The organism is Pseudomonas sp. B414 (assembly GCF_055408445.1).
The window spans coordinates 1-20,820 of record NZ_JBUZTQ010000014.1; the positions used below are offsets into that span (position 1 = coordinate 1).

Sequence of the window (20,820 nt, forward strand, 5' to 3'; positions counted from 1 at the left end):
TCATTTCCTGCTTCGATGACTTGAAGCTGACACTGCCGAAAACCAATCCAACTCATTGAAACTCAAGGAGTTTTCCGTTTCGACTGCGCCGGAAGTGGGCGAATTATAGGCCAATGAAAACCTGAGTCAAGGGTTAATTGAGCCACTCTATCAGTTAACGTAAATTCTCCCCATATACAGCTATATAGAGGGGGCTGACGCCCCCTCTATATAGCTACAGCACGCCCGATCGCCGTAGAGCCTCCACTGCATCCGCTTTCAACCCCAACACCTGCTCCAACACCTGCTGAGTATGCTCACCCAGCAAAGGCGGGGCGTTACGGTACTCCACTGGTGTTTCTGATAAGCGGATAGGACTGGCCACCTGCGGCACCAGCCCCGCCAACGCATGGGGCAGCTGCATCGCCAACCCACGCGCCTTGACCTGAGGATCAGCAAACACCTGCGCCAGATCATTGATCGGTCCACAGGGAACACCAACAGCTTCCAACTGCGCCACCCACTCAGCAGTAGTCTTGAATACCGTCACCTGCCTGATAAGGGGTACCAGCACCCCGCGATTAGCAACACGCAGCTTATTGGTAGCAAAGCGCGGATCCTCCACCCACTCAGAGCGACCTGCCACCTCAGCAAATTTGCGGAACTGGCTGTCATTCCCCACAGTCAGGATGAAGTCACCATCTGCCGTCGGGAAATCCTGATAAGGCACGATATTCGGATGAGCATTGCCCAGGCGTTGCGGAGCCACACCCGTAGTCAGATAGTTCATCGCCTGATTCGCCAGGCATGCGACCTGCACATCCAACAGCGCCATGTCGATATGCTGACCACCGCCGGCTTGCTCGCGATGAGCAAGGGCCGCAAGGATTGCGACCGTTGAGTAAAGCCCGGTCAGGATATCAGTCAGCGCAACCCCCACCTTTACCGGCCCCGCCCCCTCATCACCTTCAGGCCGCCCGGTCAGACTCATCAGCCCACCCAGCCCCTGAACCATAAAGTCATAACCCGCCCGCTTGGCATAGGGACCGGTCTGACCGAACCCGGTAATCGAGCAGTAGATCAATTCCGGATTCAATGCCTTGAGCGACGCATAGTCCAGCCCGTAGGCCTGCAGGCCGCCAACCTTGAAGTTCTCTATCAGGATGTCGGACTTTGCCGCCAGCTCACGAACCAGCTGCTGTCCTTCCGGCTTGGTGAAATCGATAGTTACCGATTGCTTGTTGCGGTTGGCAGACAGGTAGTAAGCAGCCTCCCCAGTGCTCTCCCCATAGGCATCCTTAAGAAAGGGCGGCCCCCAGGCACGGGTGTCATCACCATTGCCCGGGCGCTCAACCTTGATCACCTCGGCACCCAGGTCTGCCAGAATTTGCCCCGCCCACGGCCCCGCCAGCACACGAGACAGATCCAACACCCGCAAATGCGATAAAGCACCCATGAGCCGAGCTCCTGTTAATAGAACGCCTGAAGACCGGTCTGCGCACGCCCAAGGATCAAGGCATGTACGTCATGGGTGCCTTCATAGGTGTTAACAACTTCCAGGTTGACCAGGTGACGCGCCACACCGAACTCGTCCGAAATACCGTTACCACCCAGCATGTCACGAGCCATACGGGCGATATCCAGCGACTTGCCACACGAATTGCGCTTCATGATCGAGGTGATTTCAACAGCTGCGGTGCCTTCGTCCTTCATCCGCCCCAGACGCAGGCACCCCTGCAGGGCCAGCGTAATCTCGGTCTGCATATCAGCCAGCTTTTTCTGGATCAACTGGGTCGCCGCCAAAGGCCGACCAAACTGATGACGGTCCAGGGTGTACTGACGCGCGGTGTGCCAGCAGAACTCAGCCGCACCCAGCGCACCCCAGGAGATACCGTAGCGTGCCGAGTTGAGGCAGGTAAAAGGACCTTTGAGGCCGCGTACATCCGGGAAGATGTTCTCTTGCGGCACAAATACGTTATCCATGACGATTTCGCCCGTGATGGACGCACGCAAGCCGACCTTGCCGTGAATCGCAGGGGTAGTCAGCCCCTTCCAGCCTTTTTCCAGAACAAAGCCACGAATATCACCTTCATCATCCTTGGCCCACACCACAAACACATCCGCGATAGGGCTGTTGGTAATCCACATCTTGCTACCTGTCAGGCTGTAGCCGCCATCCACCGAACGAGCACGGGTAATCATCGCGCCCGGGTCGGAACCGTGGTTAGGCTCAGTCAGACCAAAACAGCCGATCCACTCGCCAGATGCCAGCTTGGGCAGGTACTTCTGCTTCTGCGCCTCGGTACCAAATTCATTGATCGGCACCATCACCAAAGACGACTGCACGCTCATCATCGAGCGATAGCCTGAGTCCACCCGCTCCACTTCACGAGCGATCAGGCCGTAGCTGACGTAGTTAAGGCCGCTGCCGCCGTACTGCTCAGGAATCATCGCACCCAGCAAGCCGGTTTCGCCCATCTCGCGAAAAATCGCAGGGTCAGTCTTCTCATTGCGGAAAGCTTCAAGCACACGCGGCGCCAACTTGTCCTGGGCAAATTGCTCAGCACTGTCGCGCACCATGCGCTCTTCTTCAGTGAGCTGCTGATCCAGCAACAGTGGATCAATCCAGTTGAAGCTTGCTTTACCCGCCATGAGAGAACCCTCGCGTAATAGATCAAATATCGTGAGCCGATCCTAGGCCCCTTCTATATAGAAGGACAAACGAGGATTCAGCACCATCTTGTGATAATTTCTCACTTCGTAAACCGCAAGAAAGCCATTTCTGACTGTATTTAGTGAGGAAGCCGTACATGCGTCGCAAGATCCCCAGCACAACAGCCCTGATCAGCTTCGAGGCAGCTGCGCGCCATGAAAGCTTTACCAAGGCCGCACAGGAGCTATCCCTTACTCAAGGGGCAATTTGCCGACAGATCGCTGGCCTTGAAGAGTTCCTGAGCGTCGAACTCTTCCGGCGCTCCAAACGCGGGGTAAAGCTGACCGAAGCCGGCCTTTCCTATAGTCGACGCATCGCAACCCAGCTGGATGCCGTAGAGCGGGATACGTTGTCGGTGATGGGCCAACAAGGTGCCAATGTGATTGAGTTAGCCGTAGTGCCCACCTTCGGCACCCAATGGCTATTGCCCCGCCTCAAGGACTTCCAGCAACAACACCCGGACGTTACGGTCAACCTGACCAACCGCACACGCCCCTTTCTGTTTGCCGATACCGACTTTGATGCCGCCATCTACTTCGGCGATGCCGACTGGTCCGGCACATCTTCCTACCGCCTGATGGGTGAAAACCCGGTCCCTGTGTGCAGCCCCATGCTATTAGGTGCACAGCAGAGCCTCAGCCCCCAGGCACTCGCAGAACTCCCCCTGCTGCAACAGACCACTCGCCCCTACGCCTGGCGCCAATGGTTTAACGCCCAGGACATGAACGTGCCCCGGGACATGACCGGCCCACGCTACGAACTGTTCTCGATGCTGGCCCAGGCCGCCATGCATGAAATGGGGGTCGCCCTGATCCCACCCTTCCTGATTCAGCGCGAACTGGCCGAAAAGCGCCTGGTGATTGCCAATCACCGCACCCTGCACAGCACCAAGGCTTACTACCTAATGATCCCCGAGCGCAAAATCGAATCCGCCTCACTGCAGGCCTTTCGAGATTGGCTGATCAAGCAGGCCGAGGGCTACAGCCTGATTTAAAGCGTCGCATCGTCCAGACAAACTATGTAGCGCATACTAAAATAGCACTACATATATAAGTTAATGTCGCTTTTTAGCACTCTGTACTTTGGTCTAGCTGGACAAAGCTGAACGCCAGTAACCACGAGGCCTACAGGGTATTTCTCAAAGTTATGCAGCGATAACCAAAAGAAATGTGAAAAAAACTCAAAAAACAGGTAAATCTCCTGCAAGCCACGTATTTAAAGGCATGCAGGCGATCGTTGCGACATTCGGTCACTGCATGACTTGTAGTTTAGATCTCGTCATCCTCCATAAGTCCTTGAAGGGCAAAAAAATTGCCAGCAGAATGCCCCGCCCCACCCATACTTTGGTGGGATCGTGCTGATCGGCCGCCCCAGTCGCACCATCCGTAGTGCGCTGGCTTTCTTATAAAAGATCACGCAGGAGATATGACGTGCACATTGGTGTTCCTCTCGAGACCCATACGGGTGAAACGCGGGTTGCTGCAACCCCGGAAACCATCAAGAAGCTGATCGGCCAAGGCCATAAAGTGACTGTTCAAAGCGGCGCTGGCGTTAATGCCAGTGTTATCGACAGTGCTTATGAAGCCGCCGGCGCAACTATTGGCAACGCTACAGATGCTTTCGGCGCAGAGCTGATTCTCAAGGTTGTCGCCCCTAGCGACAGCGAACTGGCCCTGATAAAAACCGGCACCGTGCTGATTGGCATGCTTAACCCGTTCAGCAATGAAACCATTGCCAAACTGGCCGAGCGTGGGATCACCGCCTTCTCTCTCGAAGCTGCTCCACGAACCTCTCGTGCGCAAAGTCTTGATGTGCTGTCATCCCAGGCCAACATTGCCGGTTATAAAGCTGTACTTGTTGCTGCTCACCACTATCCGCGCTTTATGCCGATGCTGATGACCGCCGCCGGTACCGTTAAAGCCGCTCGCGTGCTGATTCTGGGCGCAGGTGTTGCTGGCTTGCAGGCCATTGCCACTGCCAAGCGCCTGGGCGCAGTCATCGAAGCCTCCGATGTGCGACCTGCCGTTAAAGAGCAGATCGAATCCCTGGGTGCCAAGTTTGTCGACGTGCCTTATGAAACCGACGAAGAACGCGAATGCGCCGTTGGCGTAGGTGGTTATGCCCGCCCGATGCCTGCCAGTTGGATGCAGCGCCAGGCCCTGGCTGTTCACGAACGCGCCAAGCTGGCGGATATCGTGATCACCACAGCCCTGATCCCGGGCCGCAAGGCGCCTGTTCTGCTCAGTGCTGAAACCGTGGCCCAGATGAAGCCGGGCTCGGTGGTCATCGACCTGGCAGCAGCCCAGGGCGGCAACTGCCCGCTGACTGTTGCCGATCAGGTCGTTGTTGAGCATGGCGTGACCATCGTTGGCCACACCAACCTGCCTGCCATGGTTGCCGCTGACGCCTCGGCGCTTTACGCCCGCAACCTGCTGGACTTCCTCAAGCTGGTCTTCACCCCCGAAGGGCAGTTCCAGATCAACCTTGAAGACGACATCGTCGCCGCATGCCTGATGTGCCGCGACGGTCAAGTCGTGCGCAAAAACGGCTGAGGATAAAAATAATGGAAGAGCTCATCTCCCCCGGTATCTACAACCTGATCATCTTCGCGCTGGCCATTTATGTGGGCTATCACGTGGTCTGGAACGTTACCCCGGCGCTGCACACCCCGCTGATGGCGGTTACCAACGCCATCTCGGCGATCGTGATTGTCGGCGCCATGCTCGCTGCCGCGCTGACTGTTACCCCGCTGGGTAAAACCATGGGCACCCTGGCGGTCGCGCTGGCTGCCGTAAACGTATTCGGTGGATTTTTGGTCACCCGGCGCATGCTGGAAATGTTCAAGAAGAAAGCACCTAAAGCCAAAGAAGAGGTGCGCAAGCCATGAGCATGAACCTGGTTACTGTTCTGTATCTGGTTGCATCGATCTGCTTTATTCAGGCCCTCAAAGGCTTGTCACACCCTACCACTTCACGTCGCGGCAACCTGTTCGGCATGCTGGGTATGGGACTGGCGATCATTACTACGGTCGGCCTGATCTACAAGCTGGGTGCCGAGATTGCCACCGCCGGTATCGGCTACGTGATTGTCGGCCTGCTGGTGGGTGGCACTGCCGGCTCGATCATGGCCAAGCGCGTCGAAATGACCAAAATGCCTGAGCTGGTTGCCTTCATGCACAGCATGATCGGTCTGGCTGCGGTGTTTATCGCTATCGCTGCCGTGGTTGAGCCGCAGTCGCTGGGTATCGTCAAGCACCTGGGCGACGCCATTCCTGCGGGTAACCGTCTGGAACTGTTCCTGGGCGCAGCCATTGGTGCCATCACCTTCTCCGGTTCGGTGATTGCCTTCGGCAAGCTCTCGGGCAAATACAAGTTCCGCCTGTTTCAAGGCGCACCGGTACAGTTCAGCGGCCAACACAAGCTGAATCTGGTACTGGGCCTGGCCACGCTGGCTCTGGGCATCACCTTTATGCTGACCGGCAACCTCAACGCCTTCGCGCTGATGCTGGCTCTGGCGTTCGTGCTGGGCGTGCTGATCATCATCCCGATTGGCGGCGCCGACATGCCGGTCGTGGTGTCGATGCTTAATAGCTACTCGGGTTGGGCTGCAGCCGGTATCGGTTTCTCACTGAACAACTCGATGCTGATCATTGCCGGTTCGCTGGTAGGTTCCTCGGGCGCGATCCTGTCGTACATCATGTGCAAGGCAATGAACCGTTCGTTCTTCAACGTGATCCTCGGCGGCTTTGGCGGTGCAGTTGACGCCGGCGGCCCGGCAGGTGCGCAAGAGGCTCGCCCGGTGAAATCCGGCTCGGCTGACGACGCAACCTTCCTGCTGACCAACGCCGATACCGTGATCATTGTTCCGGGTTACGGCCTGGCAGTGGCACGGGCACAGCATGCACTTAAAGAGCTGACTGAAAAGCTGACTCATCGTGGCGTGACCGTGAAGTATGCGATCCACCCGGTTGCTGGCCGCATGCCAGGCCATATGAACGTCCTGCTGGCCGAGGCGGAAGTGCCTTACGACCAGGTGTTCGAGATGGAAGACATCAACTCCGAGTTCGGCCAGGCCGACGTGGTGCTCGTACTGGGCGCCAACGACGTGGTCAACCCGGCGGCCAAGAACGATCCAAAATCGCCGATTGCCGGCATGCCGATCCTCGAAGCCTATAAAGCCAAGACCGTCATCGTTAACAAGCGCTCAATGGCCAGTGGCTATGCAGGCCTGGATAACGAATTGTTTTACCTTGATAAAACCATGATGGTCTTCGGCGACGCCAAGAAAGTTATTGAAGATATGGTTAAAGCTGTCGAGTAACATCCCGCTCCACAGCAATAACGAGAACCCCGGCGCTGTATTGGCCGGGGTTTTTCTTTTTCCAAGGAACCCGACCAAAGGCTCTACATCGGCCGCTGGCATTCGACCATGGTAGCGGGACGAAAGGCTCTGAAAATGAATAGACTGCGCCTCTTGCTTCCGTTGCCCGAGATAACAATCCATGTACCGTGAACGTATTCGCCTGAACTCCCTGCACGATAAGGTCATGAGCGCCGAAGAAGCCGCCGCCCTTATCCAAGACGGCATGACCGTCGGCATGAGCGGTTTTACCCGTGCCGGTGAAGCCAAAGCCGTGCCCCAGGCCCTGGCCGAACGGGCTAAAAAGTCGCCACTGAAAATCACCCTGATGACCGGCGCGAGCCTGGGCAACGATCTGGACAAGCAATTGACCGAGGCCGGGGTACTGGCTCGTCGCATGCCCTTCCAGGTAGACAGCACCCTGCGCAAGGCGATCAACGCCGGCGAAGTGATGTTTATCGACCAGCACTTGTCCGAAACCGTTGAGCAGTTGCGTAACAACCAGCTCAAGCTGCCGGACATCGCAGTGATCGAAGCCGTCGCCATTACCGAGCAAGGTCATATTGTTCCGACGACTTCCGTGGGCAACTCCGCCAGCTTCGCGATTTTCGCCAAGCAAGTGATCGTTGAGATCAACCTGGCGCACAACCCGAACCTGGAAGGTCTGCACGACATCTATATCCCGACCTACCGCCCGACACGTACACCTATCCCGCTGGTAAAAGTCGACGATCGTATCGGCAGCACTGCAATCCCGATTCCGGCGGAAAAAATCGTCGCTATCGTGATCACCAACAAACCGGATTCACCGTCTACCGTGTCCGAGCCTGACAGCGAAACCGACGGCATCGCCTTCCACCTGATCAACTTCCTCAAAGCCGAAGTTGAAGCGGGCCGCATGACCAACAAGCTGGGCCCGCTGCAAGCCGGTATCGGCAACATCGCCAACGCGGTGATGTGCGGCCTGATCGACTCGCCGTTCGAAGACCTGACCATGTACTCCGAAGTACTGCAGGATTCGACTTTCGATCTGATCGACGCCGGCAAGATGAGCTTTGCCTCGGGCAGCTCCATCACCCTGTCGGAACGTCGCAACGCGGACGTGTTCGGCAACCTGGAGCGTTACAAGGACAAGCTGGTGCTGCGCCCGCAAGAGATCTCCAACCATCCTGAAGTGGTTCGTCGCCTGGGCATCATCGGTATCAACACCGCCCTGGAGTTCGATATCTACGGCAACGTCAATTCCACTCACGTCTGCGGCACGCGGATGATGAACGGCATTGGCGGTTCGGGCGACTTCGCCCGCAACGCACACTTGGCGATCTTCGTGACCAAGTCGATTGCCAAGGCAGGCGCAATATCCAGCGTGGTGCCAATGGTCAGCCACGTCGACCACACCGAGCATGACGTTGACATCCTCGTGACCGAGCAAGGCCTGGCCGATCTGCGTGGCCTGGCGCCACGTGAGCGGGCACGGGTGATTATCGACAACTGTGTTCATCCGGACTTCCGCGAAGCCCTGAATGACTACTTCACCAAGGCCTGCGCCATTGGCGGCCACACGCCACATATCCTGCGTGAGGCCCTGAGCTGGCATATCAACCTGGAAGAAACCGGGAAAATGCTGCCGTAACCCGCGCGCTAGACAGCCGCTGACATAAACACTGTTTTGTCAGCGGCTTTTTTATGGCTTAAATTTCAAAAACTGTACTGCTGTACTGGTCATTTCTTACCCTCCACACTTACTTTTCCTACATATTTGGGCAATTTCGCACCATTAAAGTGCACACAGGTACAGTTGCACTCATTTTAAGCAGTACAGCACCTATAAACAGTTAACTGGCCCATCGCAATACAAGTGAACTGTATCTAGAGACACTCGACAAAGAGGAGGATCATTGGCATCAGTTAAACCACTAGCCAATGCCGCCACAAGCGGAAGGATGTCACCATGGAACGTACACTCAGTTCCGAACTGTTCAGCGAAAGCAACACTGTAAACTCCCAGGCTTCCATGCCTTTGCGCGTACTTGCCAACCTGATGTTGTGGCAGCGCCGCATCTCCAGCCGCCATCAACTGGCTCGCCTGGACTCGCGTCTTCTGGCTGATGCCGGGATTAGCGAAGCACAGCGTTACGAAGAGCTGAGCAAGCCGTTCTGGCGCTAATTAGCGCTCGCTGGCCCTGACCACCGGTCCACTGCCAGCAACCTGAATTGAAAAAACAGAACCCGTCGCGGATTACCGCTGACGGGTTTTGTCGTTTATGGGCCACTGTTTTAGCCAATTACAATGCAACAAGTACAGTTTTAAATATTATAATAACTACAGGTACAGTTTGGTAAAGGCTTGGTCCAGAGCACCTGGGGCATCCCTAATAGCAAAACTTCCTTTGCCCGATGCGGCCCTGCGCCTACCATTCGGCCCATAACCGTCTATTTTCATATGTTCATGCTCAGGAGTATTACCATGTCCACACTTCGCCTACTTAGCGCGGCGGCTTTGCTGGTCGCTGCTGCAAGCGCCAACGCCACAAGCTTTATCGCCACTACCGACGGCCTTGTGGGCACTCTCAAGGCCACTTCCGACCTGACGTCCGACGCCACGGGTTCATTCCGCGACAACAAGATTGTGCGTGCCGCGCGTGACGACGCTGCCAGCTTCGTGGCCAGCGAAGGTGCCATCCGCGGGGTGAAACTGGAAAGCGCCTTCAAGGCCATCCGCCAGCAAGCGCCGCAGTTGCAGGCTACTGATGCGCAATTGGCTCAGGCCATCCTGACGATCTAAGTATCTGAGCAGCAGGTTGAAACGGATTTTGTGGGAGCAGGCTTGCTCACGATGCAGGCGACGCGGTCGTTCAGTTAAACCGCGTTGACACCATCGCGAGTAAAACCGCTCCCACAAAAAACCATACCTTTGCCTCTGGATGCCGTTCTTCTGCATGAAGAAATATTTCAGGACCGCCCCCGCGCTGGCCCTGCCCCGGCCATTACGCTAGCCTTGAGCCTCATTCAAACAGCCTCGAGACCCATGCGTTTTTCCTTATTAGCTCTTCTTGCACTCTGCTGGACTCAATCAGCCTACGCCTTCGACATGACCACCCAGAATGTGGTGCTCAGCGGTTACGTCACCAGTAAAGTGACGTCCGCGCCTTTTGATCACAAACTGATACGTGCCGCCCAGGATGATGCCGCCGTCTTTGTTGCCAGTGATGGCCAAATAAGAGGCGCACAGATGGAGTCTGCCCTGCGCTATCTGCGCCAGAACCCGCCAAAATTGAATGTCAGCGACCTTGAACTGGCACAGATAATTCTCGTCCAATAAATACCTGCTTTATCCGGAGAAACTTCATGCGTAGCCCTTTAATCGTCGCCACCCTTGGCCTGTTGCTGCTGGCCGATGTGGCTCAGGCACAAACCGTCGTGCAGACCAGTAACATCATCGTGCGGGCGTTTGGCCGTACCATCGACTTTACGTCCGACACCACTACCTCCATCCGCGACTCCAAAGTGGTGCGCGAAGCCCACGACGATGCCGCCACCTTCGTAGCCAGCCAGGGCGATATTCGCGGCGTGCAACTGGAAGCAGCATTCAGCACCTTGCGTGATCGCGTGCCTGAAGCCCGCAACGCCAGTGATCAGGATCTAGCCGAAGCCATCCTCGCACTGTGAGGCCGTTAACGCGCTGGCTCGCCGCCTGTGGCTTGCTGCTGATTGCCAGCAGCGCCCAGGCTGCGCTGCATCTGCAACTCAAGACAGAGGGCCTGAGCCCGGCCGAACAACAGGCCAGCCAGGCCCTGCTCGATGAAGCCATGCAGAACCTGCCACCGCGTTTTATCGAGCAACTGGACCGCCAGATCCTGGTGGGCTGGACCGATAAGATGCCTGACAATGCCTACGGCCAGGCATCGCTGACCTCCGAGCTGGACCTGAACCGCAACCTGCTGGCCAGGCTGACCGATGGCTCAGCCGCGACCGAGCAAACCAACCGCCCCCACGGCACCGTGCGCCGTGAAATGCTAGCCACCGTGTTGCACGAGCTGACCCATATCTACGATCGCGCCCGCCTCTGGCCTGCGCCCGAGCGCACGTTGATCCGCCGCTGTGCCCGGCAAAGCAGCAACGCTGGCCTGATTGGCCTGCCCGATCAGTGCCGCGGGCAGACCGAACGGCGTTTCACCCTCAGCGATGATCCGCGCCTGCTCGACCTGGCAGGCTGGCAGCAATACGTGGGCCGTCGCGGCGAACGCGAGCAGGATAACCACCAGATCGCGCGTAGCCCGGACTTGTACGAAGTCAGCAGCCCCAAGGAGTTTGTCGCGGTCAATATGGAGTACTTCCTCCTCGACCCGGCCTACGCCTGCCGCCGCCCGGCGCTGTATCGCTATTACCAGCAACACTTCGGCTGGACGCCTGCGGCCAGGGACGAATGCCCCAAGGGCTTTGCCTTCCTCAATGCCGGCAATGATTTCGCCAAGACACCGCTGGGCACTGTCGACCCGGAACGGGTGTACGCGGTCGACTACCTGCTGGCCGAGGCCAATCAGGAGTGGGCCAGCCGCTGGGGGCACAGCATGCTGCGCCTGGTGATTTGTGCTCCCGGTCGCCCACGGGGACCTGACTGCCGACTCGACCTGCAAGAACACCTGGTGTTGTCCTACAGGGCGTTCGTCAATGACGTACAGCTCTCAAGCTGGGATGGCCTGACGGGGGCCTACCCGTCGCGCCTGTTTGTCTTGCCGCTGGCCCAAGTGATCGACGAATACACCAAGACCGAACTGCGCAGCCTGGCTTCCGTGCCGCTCAAACTGAGCCGCCCTGAAATCGAGGAGGTGGTCGAGCACGCCGCCGAAATGCACTGGAGCTATGACGGCAATTACTACTTCATCTCCAACAACTGCGCGGTTGAAACCTTGAAACTGCTGCGCAGCGGCAGCGACAATGCCCAACTCAAGGGCCTGGACAGCATCGTACCCAACGGCCTGCTTGAAGTGCTCAAGACACGCGGGCTGGCGGACACCAGCGTGCTGGACGATCCAAAAGAAGCGCTGCGCCTGGGTTATCGCTTTGACTCCTACCGCGATCGCTACCAGGCGATGTTCGATGTGCTCAAAACGCGCCTGGCGATCAAACAAACCACTGTTGAAGACTGGTTGGCCCTCAATGCTGACGAACGCCGTCCGTGGTTTGGGCAAGCGGATCTGCGCGCCAGCGCGGCCATGCTATTGCTGGAGCAAGCCAGCTTCCGCCGACAACTGCTGCTGGCCCAGGATGAGGTCAAACAAAAGTACCTGGGTGCTCGCGGGCTCAAGGATGGCGGCATGGACAAAGCCAACAAAACCTTGCAAGAGATTCTCGCCAGCAGTGGCTTCCTCAGCCGTCCGGCAGAATTACTCGGCAGCAGCGGCTATGGCCTGCCCCAGACCAAGGAATGGGAAATGCTCGAGTCCGAAAGCAGCCAGCGCCAGCAGCAGCTATTGCGCCTGACCACTGACCTGGACAAGGAAGTGCGCAGCCTGCTGGAACCTGCCCGTGCTGCTGAAATTGCCGCCACCGAAGAGAACGTCAAACTGATCGGTGAGCATTTGCGGGCGCTGCATAAGGCATCGGGCGGGTTGCAGTTGCCCTGATCGGCATATGACCTGTGGCAGCGGGCTTGCTCGCGATGCAAGCAACACGGTTTTACTATACGACCGCGTCGATGCTATCGCGAGCAAGCCCGCTCCCACAAAAGGGATATGTCGTAATCACGCACCCGGCACAAAATGCTTCTGCGCCGTGCCGTGGGCGATCAGCCGCGAGAGGTAGTTCATTTTGTCGGCATCCTGGTCGACAAAGCGGAAGGTCAGTTGCAACCAGGCGCTATCGGGTTTTGGCTCAAAGGCCACGATGGCATGCAGATAACCATTCAAGCGCGCCACCTCGGCGCTCTCGCCCTGCTCCAGGTCGAGTACGGCGCTGTCCAGCACCTGAGGCAGCACTTCGCCGCGACGCACCACCAGCAGCGCCTCCTTGAGGCTCAGAGCCTTGATCACGCACGCCTGGGTGCCGCTGGGCAAGCGCAGTTGCCCTTGGCCACGGCTTGTCAGCGACGGGGCTGCTGCCGGTGCCGGGGCAGGACGTGGTGCCGGGGATGCAGGCACAACAGGCGCCGCAGTCACGACTTGCGCCTTGCCGCCGGTCAACGCATTGAGCGAATCATTGCCGAACGCCGAGTTCATCCGGGTCGGAGCACTGGCCATCACTGAATCAAGCAGCCCGGCCTTGGTAAACGCCTTCTTCACCTTGGACAGCAGTTGTTCATTGGTGAAAGGCTTACTGACGAAGTCCGAAACCCCGGCCTGAATGGCCTGGATCACGTTCTCTTTGTCGCCACGGCTGGTGACCATGATAAAGGGCAGGGTTTTCAGCCGGTCCTGCTCGCGGCACCAGGTCAGCAGCTCAAGGCCGGACATCTCCGGCATTTCCCAGTCGCACAGGACCAGATCAAACGCTTCGCGGGTCAGCAGGGCCTGGGCTTTGCGGCCGTTGACTGCGTCTTCGATCCTGATGCCCGGAAAATAGTTACGCAGGCAGTTTTTAACCAGATCACGAATAAACGACGCGTCATCCACCACCAGCACACTCACCTTGCTCATCGACTGCTCCTTGGATATGAACCTCCGAAAAGCAAAACGCCCGGCAATGAGCCGGGCGCTTTTTAGATCGGGCTGTCTTATTTATCGTCAGGCTGCGGCGCAACATTAGCGTTATCACCACCGGTACCCTGAACTTCTTCACGCATGCGCTTGAGGCCCATATGGCGCACGTCGGTACCACGCACCAGATAGATCACCAGTTCCGAGATATTGCGCGCGTGGTCGCCGATACGTTCCAGCGAACGCAGCACCCAGATGATGCTCAACACACGTGAGATCGAACGCGGGTCTTCCATCATGTAGGTGGCCAGTTCACGCAGCGCGGTCTTGTATTCGCGGTCGATAATTTTATCGTACTGCGCCACCGACAATGCCAGATCGGCGTCAAAGCGGGCAAAGGCGTCCAGTGCATCACGCACCATGTTGCGCACCTGATCGCCAATATGGCGAACTTCAACATAACCGCGCGGTGCCTCACCTTCTTCGCACAGCTGAATGGCCCGGCGGGCGATCTTGGTCGCTTCGTCACCGATGCGCTCCAGGTCGATCACCGACTTGGAGATACTGATGATCAAACGCAAGTCAGACGCCGCAGGCTGACGACGGGCCAGAATGCGCAGGCATTCCTCGTCGATGTTGCGCTCCATCTGATTGATCTGTTCATCGATCTCGCGCACCTGTTGCGCCAGGCCCGAGTCGGCCTCGATCAATGCGGTTACCGCGTCGTTAACCTGTTTCTCGACCAGACCGCCCATCGCCAGCAGGTGGCTGCGCACGTCTTCGAGTTCCGCATTGAACTGCGCGGAAATATGATGGGTGAGGCCATCCTTTGAAATCATGGTTCTGCTCCGCAAAAGCTGTGAGCTGCGCGCTGTAAGCGGCCAGCCAAATTGTCGTTACGCCAAACGGTCACTGCCGCTCAAACTAGCCATAGCGCCCGGTGATGTAGTCTTCGGTCTGCTTCTTGGCCGGGTTGGTGAACAGCGTGTCGGTGTCACCGTACTCAACCATTTTGCCCATGTACATGAACGCCGTGTAGTCCGAAACCCGGGCTGCCTGCTGCATGTTGTGGGTCACGATGACGATGGTGAACTTGGACTTGAGCTCGTAGATCAGCTCTTCGACTTTCAACGTCGAGATCGGGTCGAGTGCCGAGCACGGCTCATCGAGCAGCAACACTTCAGGCTCTACCGCGATGGTACGGGCAATCACCAGACGCTGCTGCTGACCACCGGACAGGCCCAGCGCCGACTCGTGCAGGCGGTCTTTGACCTCATCCCACAATGCCGCGCCCTTGAGTGCCCACTCGACGGCTTCGTCGAGCACGCGCTTTTTGTTGATGCCCTGGATCCGCAGGCCATAAACCACGTTTTCGTAAATGGTCTTGGGAAACGGGTTGGGCTTCTGGAACACCATGCCGACGCGGCGACGCAGCTCGGCCACATCCTCGCCCTTGCGGTAGATGTTGTTGCCGTACAGGTTGATCTCGCCTTCGACGCGGCAACCGTCCACTAGATCGTTCATGCGGTTGAAGGTACGCAGCAGCGTGGACTTGCCACAGCCCGACGGGCCGATAAACGCCGTGACCCGTTGCTTCGGGATATTCAGGCTGACGTCGTACAGCGCCTGTTTTTCACCGTAGTAAAGGTTCAGTCCCGGGACTTCAATGGCAACTTCTTCGTTGTCCAGGTTCAAGCTCTGTTTGCTGCGACCCAAGGCGGACATGTTGATGCCGTGGGTTGAGGATTCATGCTGCATGGGGTACTCCATACGCTATTTAGTCTGTGTGAGCGGGTGCTCGCTGCGGTTTATCTGAAAGACCGCATTGTCTGCATCGCGAGCAAGCCCGCTCCCACATTCAAGATTCAGTTGGTTTATCAGCTTTCCAGCGCCTTGTACTTCTCGCGCAGGTGGTTACGAATCCACACTGCCGACAGGTTCAGGGTCGCGATGACCAGCACCAGCAGCAGTGCCGTGGCGTATACCAGCGGTCGTGCCGCTTCGACGTTCGGGCTCTGGAAACCCACGTCATAAATATGGAAGCCCAGGTGCATGATCTTCTGGTCAAGGTGCAGGTACGGGTAGTTGCCGTCCAGCGGCAGCGACGGCGCCAGCTTGACCACGCCCACTAGCATCAGCGGCGCCACTTCACCGGCCGCACGGGCCACGGCGAGGATCATGCCGGTCATCATGGCCGGGCTGGCCATCGGCAGTACGATCTTCCACAAGGTTTCGGATTTGGTTGCACCCAGCGCCAGCGAGCCTTCGCGAACGGTACGCGGGATCCGCGCCAGCCCTTCTTCGGTGGCCACGATCACCACCGGCACAGCCAGCAATGCCAGAGTCAGCGAGGCCCACATCAGGCCCGGCGTACCAAAGGTCGGTGCCGGCAAGGCTTCGGCGAAGAACAGGCGGTCAACCGAACCACCCAGCACATACACAAAGAAGCCCAGGCCAAACACACCATAAACAATGGCCGGTACACCCGCCAGGTTGTTCACCGCGATACGGATCACCCGGGTCAGGGTGTTCTGCTTGGCATATTCACGCAGGTACACCGCAGCCAGTACGCCGAACGGGGTTACGATCACGGCCATGATCAGGGTCATCATCACGGTGCCGAAAATCGCCGGGAAGATCCCGCCCTCGGTGTTCGCTTCACGTGGGTCCTGGCTCAGGAACTCCCAGATGTTGCTGAAATACATGGCCAGTTTTTGCCAGCTGTTCATGGCGTTCGGCTGGTAGGCCTTGACCACTTTGCCGATGCTGATTTCAAGTTCTTTGCCATTGGCATCGCGGGCCGTGAGGCTGTCACGGTTGAACTGTGCATGCAGCTCGCCCAGGCGATCTTCAATGGCCTTGTAACGGGCATTGAGTTCGGCGCGTTCGGACTCCATGTCAGCCTGCGCCTGCGGGGTCAGCTTGCCTTCCAGCTCCAGCTTGCGGCCATGCAGACGGATGCGCTCCAGCCCGTGGTTGATCGCACCGATGTCTTTTTTCTCAAGCTGGCTCAGTTGCGAAGCCAGATCGTTTACACGTTTGACCCTGGCTTGCAACTCTGGCCAGGCAGCAGCACCCTCTGCCACTACCTTGCCGTTTTCTTTCACGTTAACCAGGTAGCCGTAAAAATTGCCCCACTCACGACGCTCGATGGCCATCAACTCTGGCGGCGTGCTCTGGTTGGTCAGCCACTCACCCACCACCCAGGTAAAGTCGTTGCCGTTCAAGTCACGGTTGCCGACCTTGATCAGCTCGCGAGTCATAAACTCCGGGCCTTGCTCCGGTACTGGCAGGCCCGCACTTTTCAGGCGCTCGCGGGGCACCTCTTCCTTTTGCACCACTTCGCCGATCACCAGGTGATTGGCGCTGCCTGGCACGTTGTACTCGGCGTGGATCAGATCGGCAGGCCAGAAGTGACCCAGGCCGCGCACCGCAATCACCGACAACAGGCCGATGGTCATGATGACGGCGATGGACACCGCACCACCGCTGATCCAGACGCCTGGAGCGCCGCTCTTGAACCAACCTTTGAGGGAATTCTGTTTCACAGACTTCTACCTTCCTTAAAGCGACGAATATTTCTTGCGCAGACGCTGACGGATCAGCTCGGCAAGAGTGTTCATGATGAAGGTGAACAGCAGCAGCACCAGCGCCGAGAGGAACAGCACGCGGTAATGGCTACCGCCCACTTCCGACTCTGGCATTTCCACCGCCACGTTCGCCGCCAGGGTGCGCAGGCCTTCGAACAGGTTCATTTCCATGACCGGGGTGTTACCGGTGGCCATCAACACAATCATCGTCTCGCCGACCGCGCGGCCCATGCCGATCATCAGTGCCGAGAAGATCCCCGGGCTGGCCGTCAGGATGACCACGCGGGTCATGGTCTGCCACGGCGTGGCACCCAGCGCCAGCGAGCCCAGGGTAAGGCCGCGAGGCACACTGAACACGGCATCTTCAGCAATCGAGTAGATGTTGGGGATAACCGCAAAACCCATCGCCAGGCCGACTACCAGTGCGTTGCGCTGATCGTAGGTGATGCCCAGGTCGTGGGAGATCCACATACGCATGTCGCCGCCAAAGAACCAGGCTTCCATATACGGGCTCATGTACAACGACAACCAGCCCACAAACAGCAGCACCGGGATCAGGATCAGGCTTTCCCAGCCATCCGGTACGCGCAGGCGGATCGACTCGGGCAAGCGGCTCCAGGTGAAACCGGCGACCAGAATGCCGACTGGCATCAGGATCAGCAGGCTGAAAATCCCCGGCAAATGCCCTTCCACATACGGTGCCAGGAACAGACCGGCAAAGAAGCCCAGAATCACCGTTGGCATCGCTTCCATCAGCTCGATCACCGGCTTGACCTTGCGGCGCAGGCTCGGGGCCATGAAGTAAGCGGTGTAGATCGCAGCAGCAACGGCCAGCGGTGCAGCCAGCAACATGGCGTAGAAAGCCGCCTTCAACGTACCGAAGGTCAATGGCGCAAGGCTCATCTTCGGTTCGAAGTCAGTGTTGGCGGCGGTCGATTGCCAAACGTATTTAGGCTCGTCGTAGTTCTCGTACCAGACCTTGCTCCACAGCGCGCTCCAGGACACTTCCGGGTGCGGGTTCTTCAAGGTCAGTGGCAGCAGCTTGCCGCCCTCTTCGACGATGATGCGGTTGGCTCGCGGCGACAGCGCCATGATGCCTGGGCCTTCAGCAATTTTTTCGACCAGCAGGGTGCGGTGCGCAGTGCTGTGGAACACGCCGATTTCACCGGCAGCGTCCAGGGCCAGGAAGCCCTTGCGACGTTGCTCAGCAGTGATCTCGACAATCGGCGAAGTGCCCATCTGGAAGCTGCGGATATGCTTGAAGCGCTGCTCGCCATCCGGGTCGCGGGCCATAAACCACTGGCTCAGACCACCTTTGGAGTTACCAAAAATCAGCGAGATACCGCCCACCAACTGTGTACTTGCAGTGATTTCGGTGGTTGCGTCATCCGCCAGCTTGTAGCGACCGTTGAGGCTCTTGTCGCGCAGGCTGAATACATCGACCAGAGCCCGATCGTTCACCACATACAGCCACTGCTGCCGCGGATCGATATACAGCGCTTTGACCTGCTTGGTCATCTGCGGCAGGTCGATACGGGTCTCTGTGGTGGTGACCTCTTCGGTCATCATGTTTTCTTCGCGGGCCAGCGACAGCACGTTCAGTTGCGCCCCCGTGGAGCCTGCCAGCACCAACGTCGTATCGTTCACGCTCAGGTTGACGTGATCCAGTGCGCCGCCTTGCGGGTCGAGCACTATCGGCGTTTCACCGTAGGGGTACTCAATCGCCGGGGTGATGGTTTTTTTGTTGTCCGGGTAGCTGACCCGATAGGTATGGCGGAACACCAGCGCCTGGCCGTTGGACAGGCCCAATACCACTACCGGATTACCTGGCTGGTCTTCACCCAGGGAAGTCACCTGCGTGCCGGCTGGCAGCGGCAAGTTGACCCGAGACAGCTCTTCGCCATTCTTCGCATTGAAGAACAACACCATGCCCTTGTCGGAAACCCGCATGCCGACCTGATTTTGCTCCTCGACGGAGATCATCAGCGGCTTGCCGGCGTCCTGCATCCACACCGGCGTAATCGCCTGTTTGGCGGTCAGGTCGGCGCCCTGGAACAGTGGGTAAACCACATAGCCCAGAAAGAAGAAAATCAGGGTGATGGCGCCGAGCACGGCAAGACCGCCGATAAATACATACCAGCGGGTCAGGTGGTCTTTAAGCGCGCGGATGCGGCGCTTGCGCTGCAGTTCAGGCGTATTGAAATCAATGCGCTTGGGAGCGGAAGTCGTAGTCATTGGGGAATTGGCCAGATCATTCATGCGCACACCCTAGCGGTCCTGTATGACAGAAAGATGACAAAGCAGTGACGCAAAAAATCCGCCGCCCGACGGAGCTGGCAGCGGAATGGAAAACTGTGGTGAATCTGTAACAACTTAAACTTGTAGTCGCTGCCGCAGGCTGCGGCAGCGACTACAAAGTCATTACTTCTTGGCGACGTCGGCAGCGCCTTCTTTCAAGCCCAGATCAGCCAATGCTTTGGCTGCAACCTTGGCTGGCAGCGGGATATAGCCATCCTTCACGACCACTTCCTGACCCTGCTTGGACAGAACCAGCTTGATGAACTCGGCTTCCAGCGGGTTCAACGGCTTGTTCGGCGCCTTGTTCACGTACACGTAGAGGAAACGCGACAGCGGGTATTTGCCGTTCAGTGCGTTTTCTTCGCTGTCTTCGATAAACTCGGTGCTGCCTTTTTTAGCCAAAGGCACGGTCTTCACGCTGGCGGTTTTGTAACCGATGCCCGAGTAACCGATACCGTTGAGCGAGCTGCTGATCGACTGAACGACCGAAGCAGAACCCGGCTGTTCGTTTACGTTAGGCTTGAAGTCACCTTTGCACAGGGCTTCTTCCTTGAAGTAACCGTATGTGCCGGATACCGAGTTACGCCCGAACAGCTGCACCGGCTTGTTCGCCAGGTCGCCGGTCACGCCCAGATCACCCCAGGTCTTGATGTCGGACTTGCCGCCACACAGACGCGTGGAGGAGAAGACTGCGTCTACCTGCTCCATGGTCATGTGCTTGATCGGGTTGTCCTTGTGCACGAACACGGCCAGGGCATCCACGGCCACCGGGATAGCAGTTGGCTTGTAGCCGTACTTCTGCTCGAAGGCAGCCAGTTCGTTGTCTTTCATCTTGCGGCTCATCGGGCCCAGGTTAGCGGTGCCTTCAGTAATCGCAGGCGGCGCGGTCGAAGAACCGGCAGCTTGAATCTGGATATTTACGTTTGGATATTCTTTCTTGTAAGCCTCGGCCCACAATGTCATCAAATTCGCCAGAGTGTCAGAACCAACGCTGGACAGGTTCCCCGACACACCAGTTGTCTTCACATAGGGCTGAATAGCCGGGTCAACACCAGCGGCAACCGCATTGGCAGTTGCAACGCCTGCGGCAACAAAAGTCAGGGCCGCCATAACACGCTTCAGTTTCATGCCTTACTCCTAACAAACGGGGTTAGATGAATCGGGGGCCAGTATCTGCAGGCCATGTGACTACTCTATGAACCGATTGTGACAATTAGATGAAAGGCCATCATTCGTTACAAATGAT

General features: G+C 57.7%; 18 protein-coding genes. 10 read left to right on the forward strand and 8 right to left on the reverse strand.

Annotation, left to right across the window (positions count from 1 at the left end; genetic code table 11):
* Nucleotides 1–214: 214 nt before the first annotated feature.
* Both ACZRMH_RS13595 and ACZRMH_RS13600 read right to left on the reverse strand, forming a co-directional pair.
* Nucleotides 215–1,435 carry a CaiB/BaiF CoA transferase family protein gene (locus ACZRMH_RS13595; RefSeq protein WP_464013816.1) on the reverse strand — a complete coding sequence of 407 codons (1,221 nt, stop codon included), beginning with the start codon at nucleotides 1,433–1,435 and terminating at the stop codon, nucleotides 215–217.
* Nucleotides 1,436–1,449: 14 nt separating this feature from the next.
* A complete protein-coding gene (locus ACZRMH_RS13600; RefSeq protein ID WP_016782959.1) occupies nucleotides 1,450–2,631 on the reverse strand; it encodes an acyl-CoA dehydrogenase in 1,182 nt (393 codons plus the stop codon).
* Nucleotides 2,632–2,789: 158 nt separating this feature from the next.
* Here ACZRMH_RS13600 and ACZRMH_RS13605 point away from each other — a divergent pair, with 158 nt between their 5' ends.
* The 10 genes from ACZRMH_RS13605 to ACZRMH_RS13650 all read left to right on the forward strand — a co-directional run bounded on the left by ACZRMH_RS13605 (nucleotide 2,790) and on the right by ACZRMH_RS13650 (nucleotide 12,678).
* Nucleotides 2,790–3,686, forward strand: coding sequence for a LysR family transcriptional regulator (locus ACZRMH_RS13605; RefSeq protein WP_464013817.1), 897 nt, complete (start codon nucleotides 2,790–2,792; stop codon nucleotides 3,684–3,686).
* A 436-nt stretch (nucleotides 3,687–4,122) separates the two neighbouring features.
* On the forward strand, nucleotides 4,123–5,244 hold the full coding sequence (locus ACZRMH_RS13610; protein ID WP_464013818.1) for a Re/Si-specific NAD(P)(+) transhydrogenase subunit alpha: 1,122 nt from the start codon (nucleotides 4,123–4,125) through the stop codon (nucleotides 5,242–5,244).
* 11 nt (nucleotides 5,245–5,255) lie between these two features.
* A complete protein-coding gene (locus ACZRMH_RS13615) occupies nucleotides 5,256–5,579 on the forward strand; it encodes an NAD(P) transhydrogenase subunit alpha part 2 (protein ID WP_261740265.1) in 324 nt (107 codons plus the stop codon).
* Nucleotides 5,576–7,012 (forward strand): NAD(P)(+) transhydrogenase (Re/Si-specific) subunit beta, encoded by a 1,437-nt coding sequence (locus ACZRMH_RS13620; RefSeq protein ID WP_464013819.1) that lies wholly within the window; start codon nucleotides 5,576–5,578, stop codon nucleotides 7,010–7,012. The genes ACZRMH_RS13615 and ACZRMH_RS13620 overlap by 4 nt, the downstream gene beginning before the upstream one ends.
* A 181-nt stretch (nucleotides 7,013–7,193) precedes the next feature.
* Nucleotides 7,194–8,684: an acetyl-CoA hydrolase/transferase family protein gene (locus tag ACZRMH_RS13625; RefSeq protein WP_464013820.1), complete on the forward strand. Its 1,491-nt coding sequence runs from the start codon at nucleotides 7,194–7,196 to the stop codon at nucleotides 8,682–8,684.
* Nucleotides 8,685–9,002: 318 nt separating this feature from the next.
* Entirely contained in the window at nucleotides 9,003–9,218 is a 216-nt protein-coding gene (locus ACZRMH_RS13630; protein WP_095031303.1) for a DUF1127 domain-containing protein, read from the forward strand.
* A 300-nt stretch (nucleotides 9,219–9,518) separates the two neighbouring features.
* Nucleotides 9,519–9,836 carry a DUF2388 domain-containing protein gene (locus ACZRMH_RS13635; RefSeq protein WP_464013821.1) on the forward strand — a complete coding sequence of 106 codons (318 nt, stop codon included), beginning with the start codon at nucleotides 9,519–9,521 and terminating at the stop codon, nucleotides 9,834–9,836.
* Nucleotides 9,837–10,079: 243 nt separating this feature from the next.
* Nucleotides 10,080–10,373, forward strand: a complete 294-nt coding sequence (locus ACZRMH_RS13640) for a DUF2388 domain-containing protein (RefSeq protein WP_464013822.1) — start codon at nucleotides 10,080–10,082, stop codon at nucleotides 10,371–10,373.
* A 26-nt stretch (nucleotides 10,374–10,399) separates the two neighbouring features.
* Nucleotides 10,400–10,720: a DUF2388 domain-containing protein gene (locus ACZRMH_RS13645; RefSeq protein ID WP_019826982.1), complete on the forward strand. Its 321-nt coding sequence runs from the start codon at nucleotides 10,400–10,402 to the stop codon at nucleotides 10,718–10,720.
* Nucleotides 10,717–12,678 (forward strand): DUF7844 domain-containing protein, encoded by a 1,962-nt coding sequence (locus ACZRMH_RS13650; protein WP_464013823.1) that lies wholly within the window; start codon nucleotides 10,717–10,719, stop codon nucleotides 12,676–12,678. The genes ACZRMH_RS13645 and ACZRMH_RS13650 overlap by 4 nt, the downstream gene beginning before the upstream one ends.
* Nucleotides 12,679–12,795: 117 nt before the next feature.
* Here the strand turns inward: ACZRMH_RS13650 and ACZRMH_RS13655 are convergent, their stop codons facing one another.
* The 6 genes from ACZRMH_RS13655 to ACZRMH_RS13680 all read right to left on the reverse strand — a co-directional run bounded on the left by ACZRMH_RS13655 (nucleotide 12,796) and on the right by ACZRMH_RS13680 (nucleotide 20,702).
* Complete coding sequence (locus tag ACZRMH_RS13655; RefSeq protein ID WP_464013824.1) at nucleotides 12,796–13,686, reverse strand: response regulator; 891 nt, start codon at nucleotides 13,684–13,686, stop codon at nucleotides 12,796–12,798.
* 77 nt (nucleotides 13,687–13,763) lie between these two features.
* Nucleotides 13,764–14,525, reverse strand: a complete 762-nt coding sequence (gene phoU / locus ACZRMH_RS13660; RefSeq protein WP_464013825.1) for a phosphate signaling complex protein PhoU — start codon at nucleotides 14,523–14,525, stop codon at nucleotides 13,764–13,766.
* An 85-nt stretch (nucleotides 14,526–14,610) separates the two neighbouring features.
* Complete coding sequence (gene pstB / locus ACZRMH_RS13665) at nucleotides 14,611–15,444, reverse strand: phosphate ABC transporter ATP-binding protein PstB (RefSeq protein ID WP_464013826.1); 834 nt, start codon at nucleotides 15,442–15,444, stop codon at nucleotides 14,611–14,613.
* 119 nt (nucleotides 15,445–15,563) lie between these two features.
* Nucleotides 15,564–17,234, reverse strand: a complete 1,671-nt coding sequence (gene pstA, locus ACZRMH_RS13670) for a phosphate ABC transporter permease PstA (protein ID WP_464013827.1) — start codon at nucleotides 17,232–17,234, stop codon at nucleotides 15,564–15,566.
* A gap of 15 nt (nucleotides 17,235–17,249) precedes the next feature.
* Nucleotides 17,250–19,535 (reverse strand): ABC transporter permease subunit, encoded by a 2,286-nt coding sequence (locus ACZRMH_RS13675; RefSeq protein ID WP_464013828.1) that lies wholly within the window; start codon nucleotides 19,533–19,535, stop codon nucleotides 17,250–17,252.
* A gap of 162 nt (nucleotides 19,536–19,697) precedes the next feature.
* Nucleotides 19,698–20,702, reverse strand: coding sequence for a phosphate ABC transporter substrate-binding protein PstS (locus tag ACZRMH_RS13680; protein ID WP_464013829.1), 1,005 nt, complete (start codon nucleotides 20,700–20,702; stop codon nucleotides 19,698–19,700).
* Nucleotides 20,703–20,820: the final 118 nt, after the last annotated feature.

Excerpts from the sequence above, each read along its gene's own strand:
- ACZRMH_RS13595 (WP_464013816.1), bottom strand. The coding sequence starts at position 1,435 with ATGGGTGCTTTATCGCATTTGCGGGTGTTGGATCTGTCTCGTGTGCTG.
- ACZRMH_RS13600 (WP_016782959.1), bottom strand. The coding sequence starts at position 2,631 with ATGGCGGGTAAAGCAAGCTTCAACTGGATTGATCCACTGTTGCTGGAT.
- ACZRMH_RS13605 (WP_464013817.1), top strand. The coding sequence starts at position 2,790 with ATGCGTCGCAAGATCCCCAGCACAACAGCCCTGATCAGCTTCGAGGCA.
- ACZRMH_RS13615 (WP_261740265.1), top strand. The coding sequence starts at position 5,256 with ATGGAAGAGCTCATCTCCCCCGGTATCTACAACCTGATCATCTTCGCG.
- ACZRMH_RS13620 (WP_464013819.1), top strand. The coding sequence starts at position 5,576 with ATGAGCATGAACCTGGTTACTGTTCTGTATCTGGTTGCATCGATCTGC.
- ACZRMH_RS13625 (WP_464013820.1), top strand. The coding sequence starts at position 7,194 with ATGTACCGTGAACGTATTCGCCTGAACTCCCTGCACGATAAGGTCATG.
- ACZRMH_RS13630 (WP_095031303.1), top strand. The coding sequence starts at position 9,003 with ATGGAACGTACACTCAGTTCCGAACTGTTCAGCGAAAGCAACACTGTA.
- ACZRMH_RS13635 (WP_464013821.1), top strand. The coding sequence starts at position 9,519 with ATGTCCACACTTCGCCTACTTAGCGCGGCGGCTTTGCTGGTCGCTGCT.
- ACZRMH_RS13640 (WP_464013822.1), top strand. The coding sequence starts at position 10,080 with ATGCGTTTTTCCTTATTAGCTCTTCTTGCACTCTGCTGGACTCAATCA.
- ACZRMH_RS13645 (WP_019826982.1), top strand. The coding sequence starts at position 10,400 with ATGCGTAGCCCTTTAATCGTCGCCACCCTTGGCCTGTTGCTGCTGGCC.
- ACZRMH_RS13655 (WP_464013824.1), bottom strand. The coding sequence starts at position 13,686 with ATGAGCAAGGTGAGTGTGCTGGTGGTGGATGACGCGTCGTTTATTCGT.
- phoU (WP_464013825.1), bottom strand. The coding sequence starts at position 14,525 with ATGATTTCAAAGGATGGCCTCACCCATCATATTTCCGCGCAGTTCAAT.
- pstB (WP_464013826.1), bottom strand. The coding sequence starts at position 15,444 with ATGCAGCATGAATCCTCAACCCACGGCATCAACATGTCCGCCTTGGGT.
- ACZRMH_RS13675 (WP_464013828.1), bottom strand. The coding sequence starts at position 19,535 with ATGAATGATCTGGCCAATTCCCCAATGACTACGACTTCCGCTCCCAAG.
- ACZRMH_RS13680 (WP_464013829.1), bottom strand. The coding sequence starts at position 20,702 with ATGAAACTGAAGCGTGTTATGGCGGCCCTGACTTTTGTTGCCGCAGGC.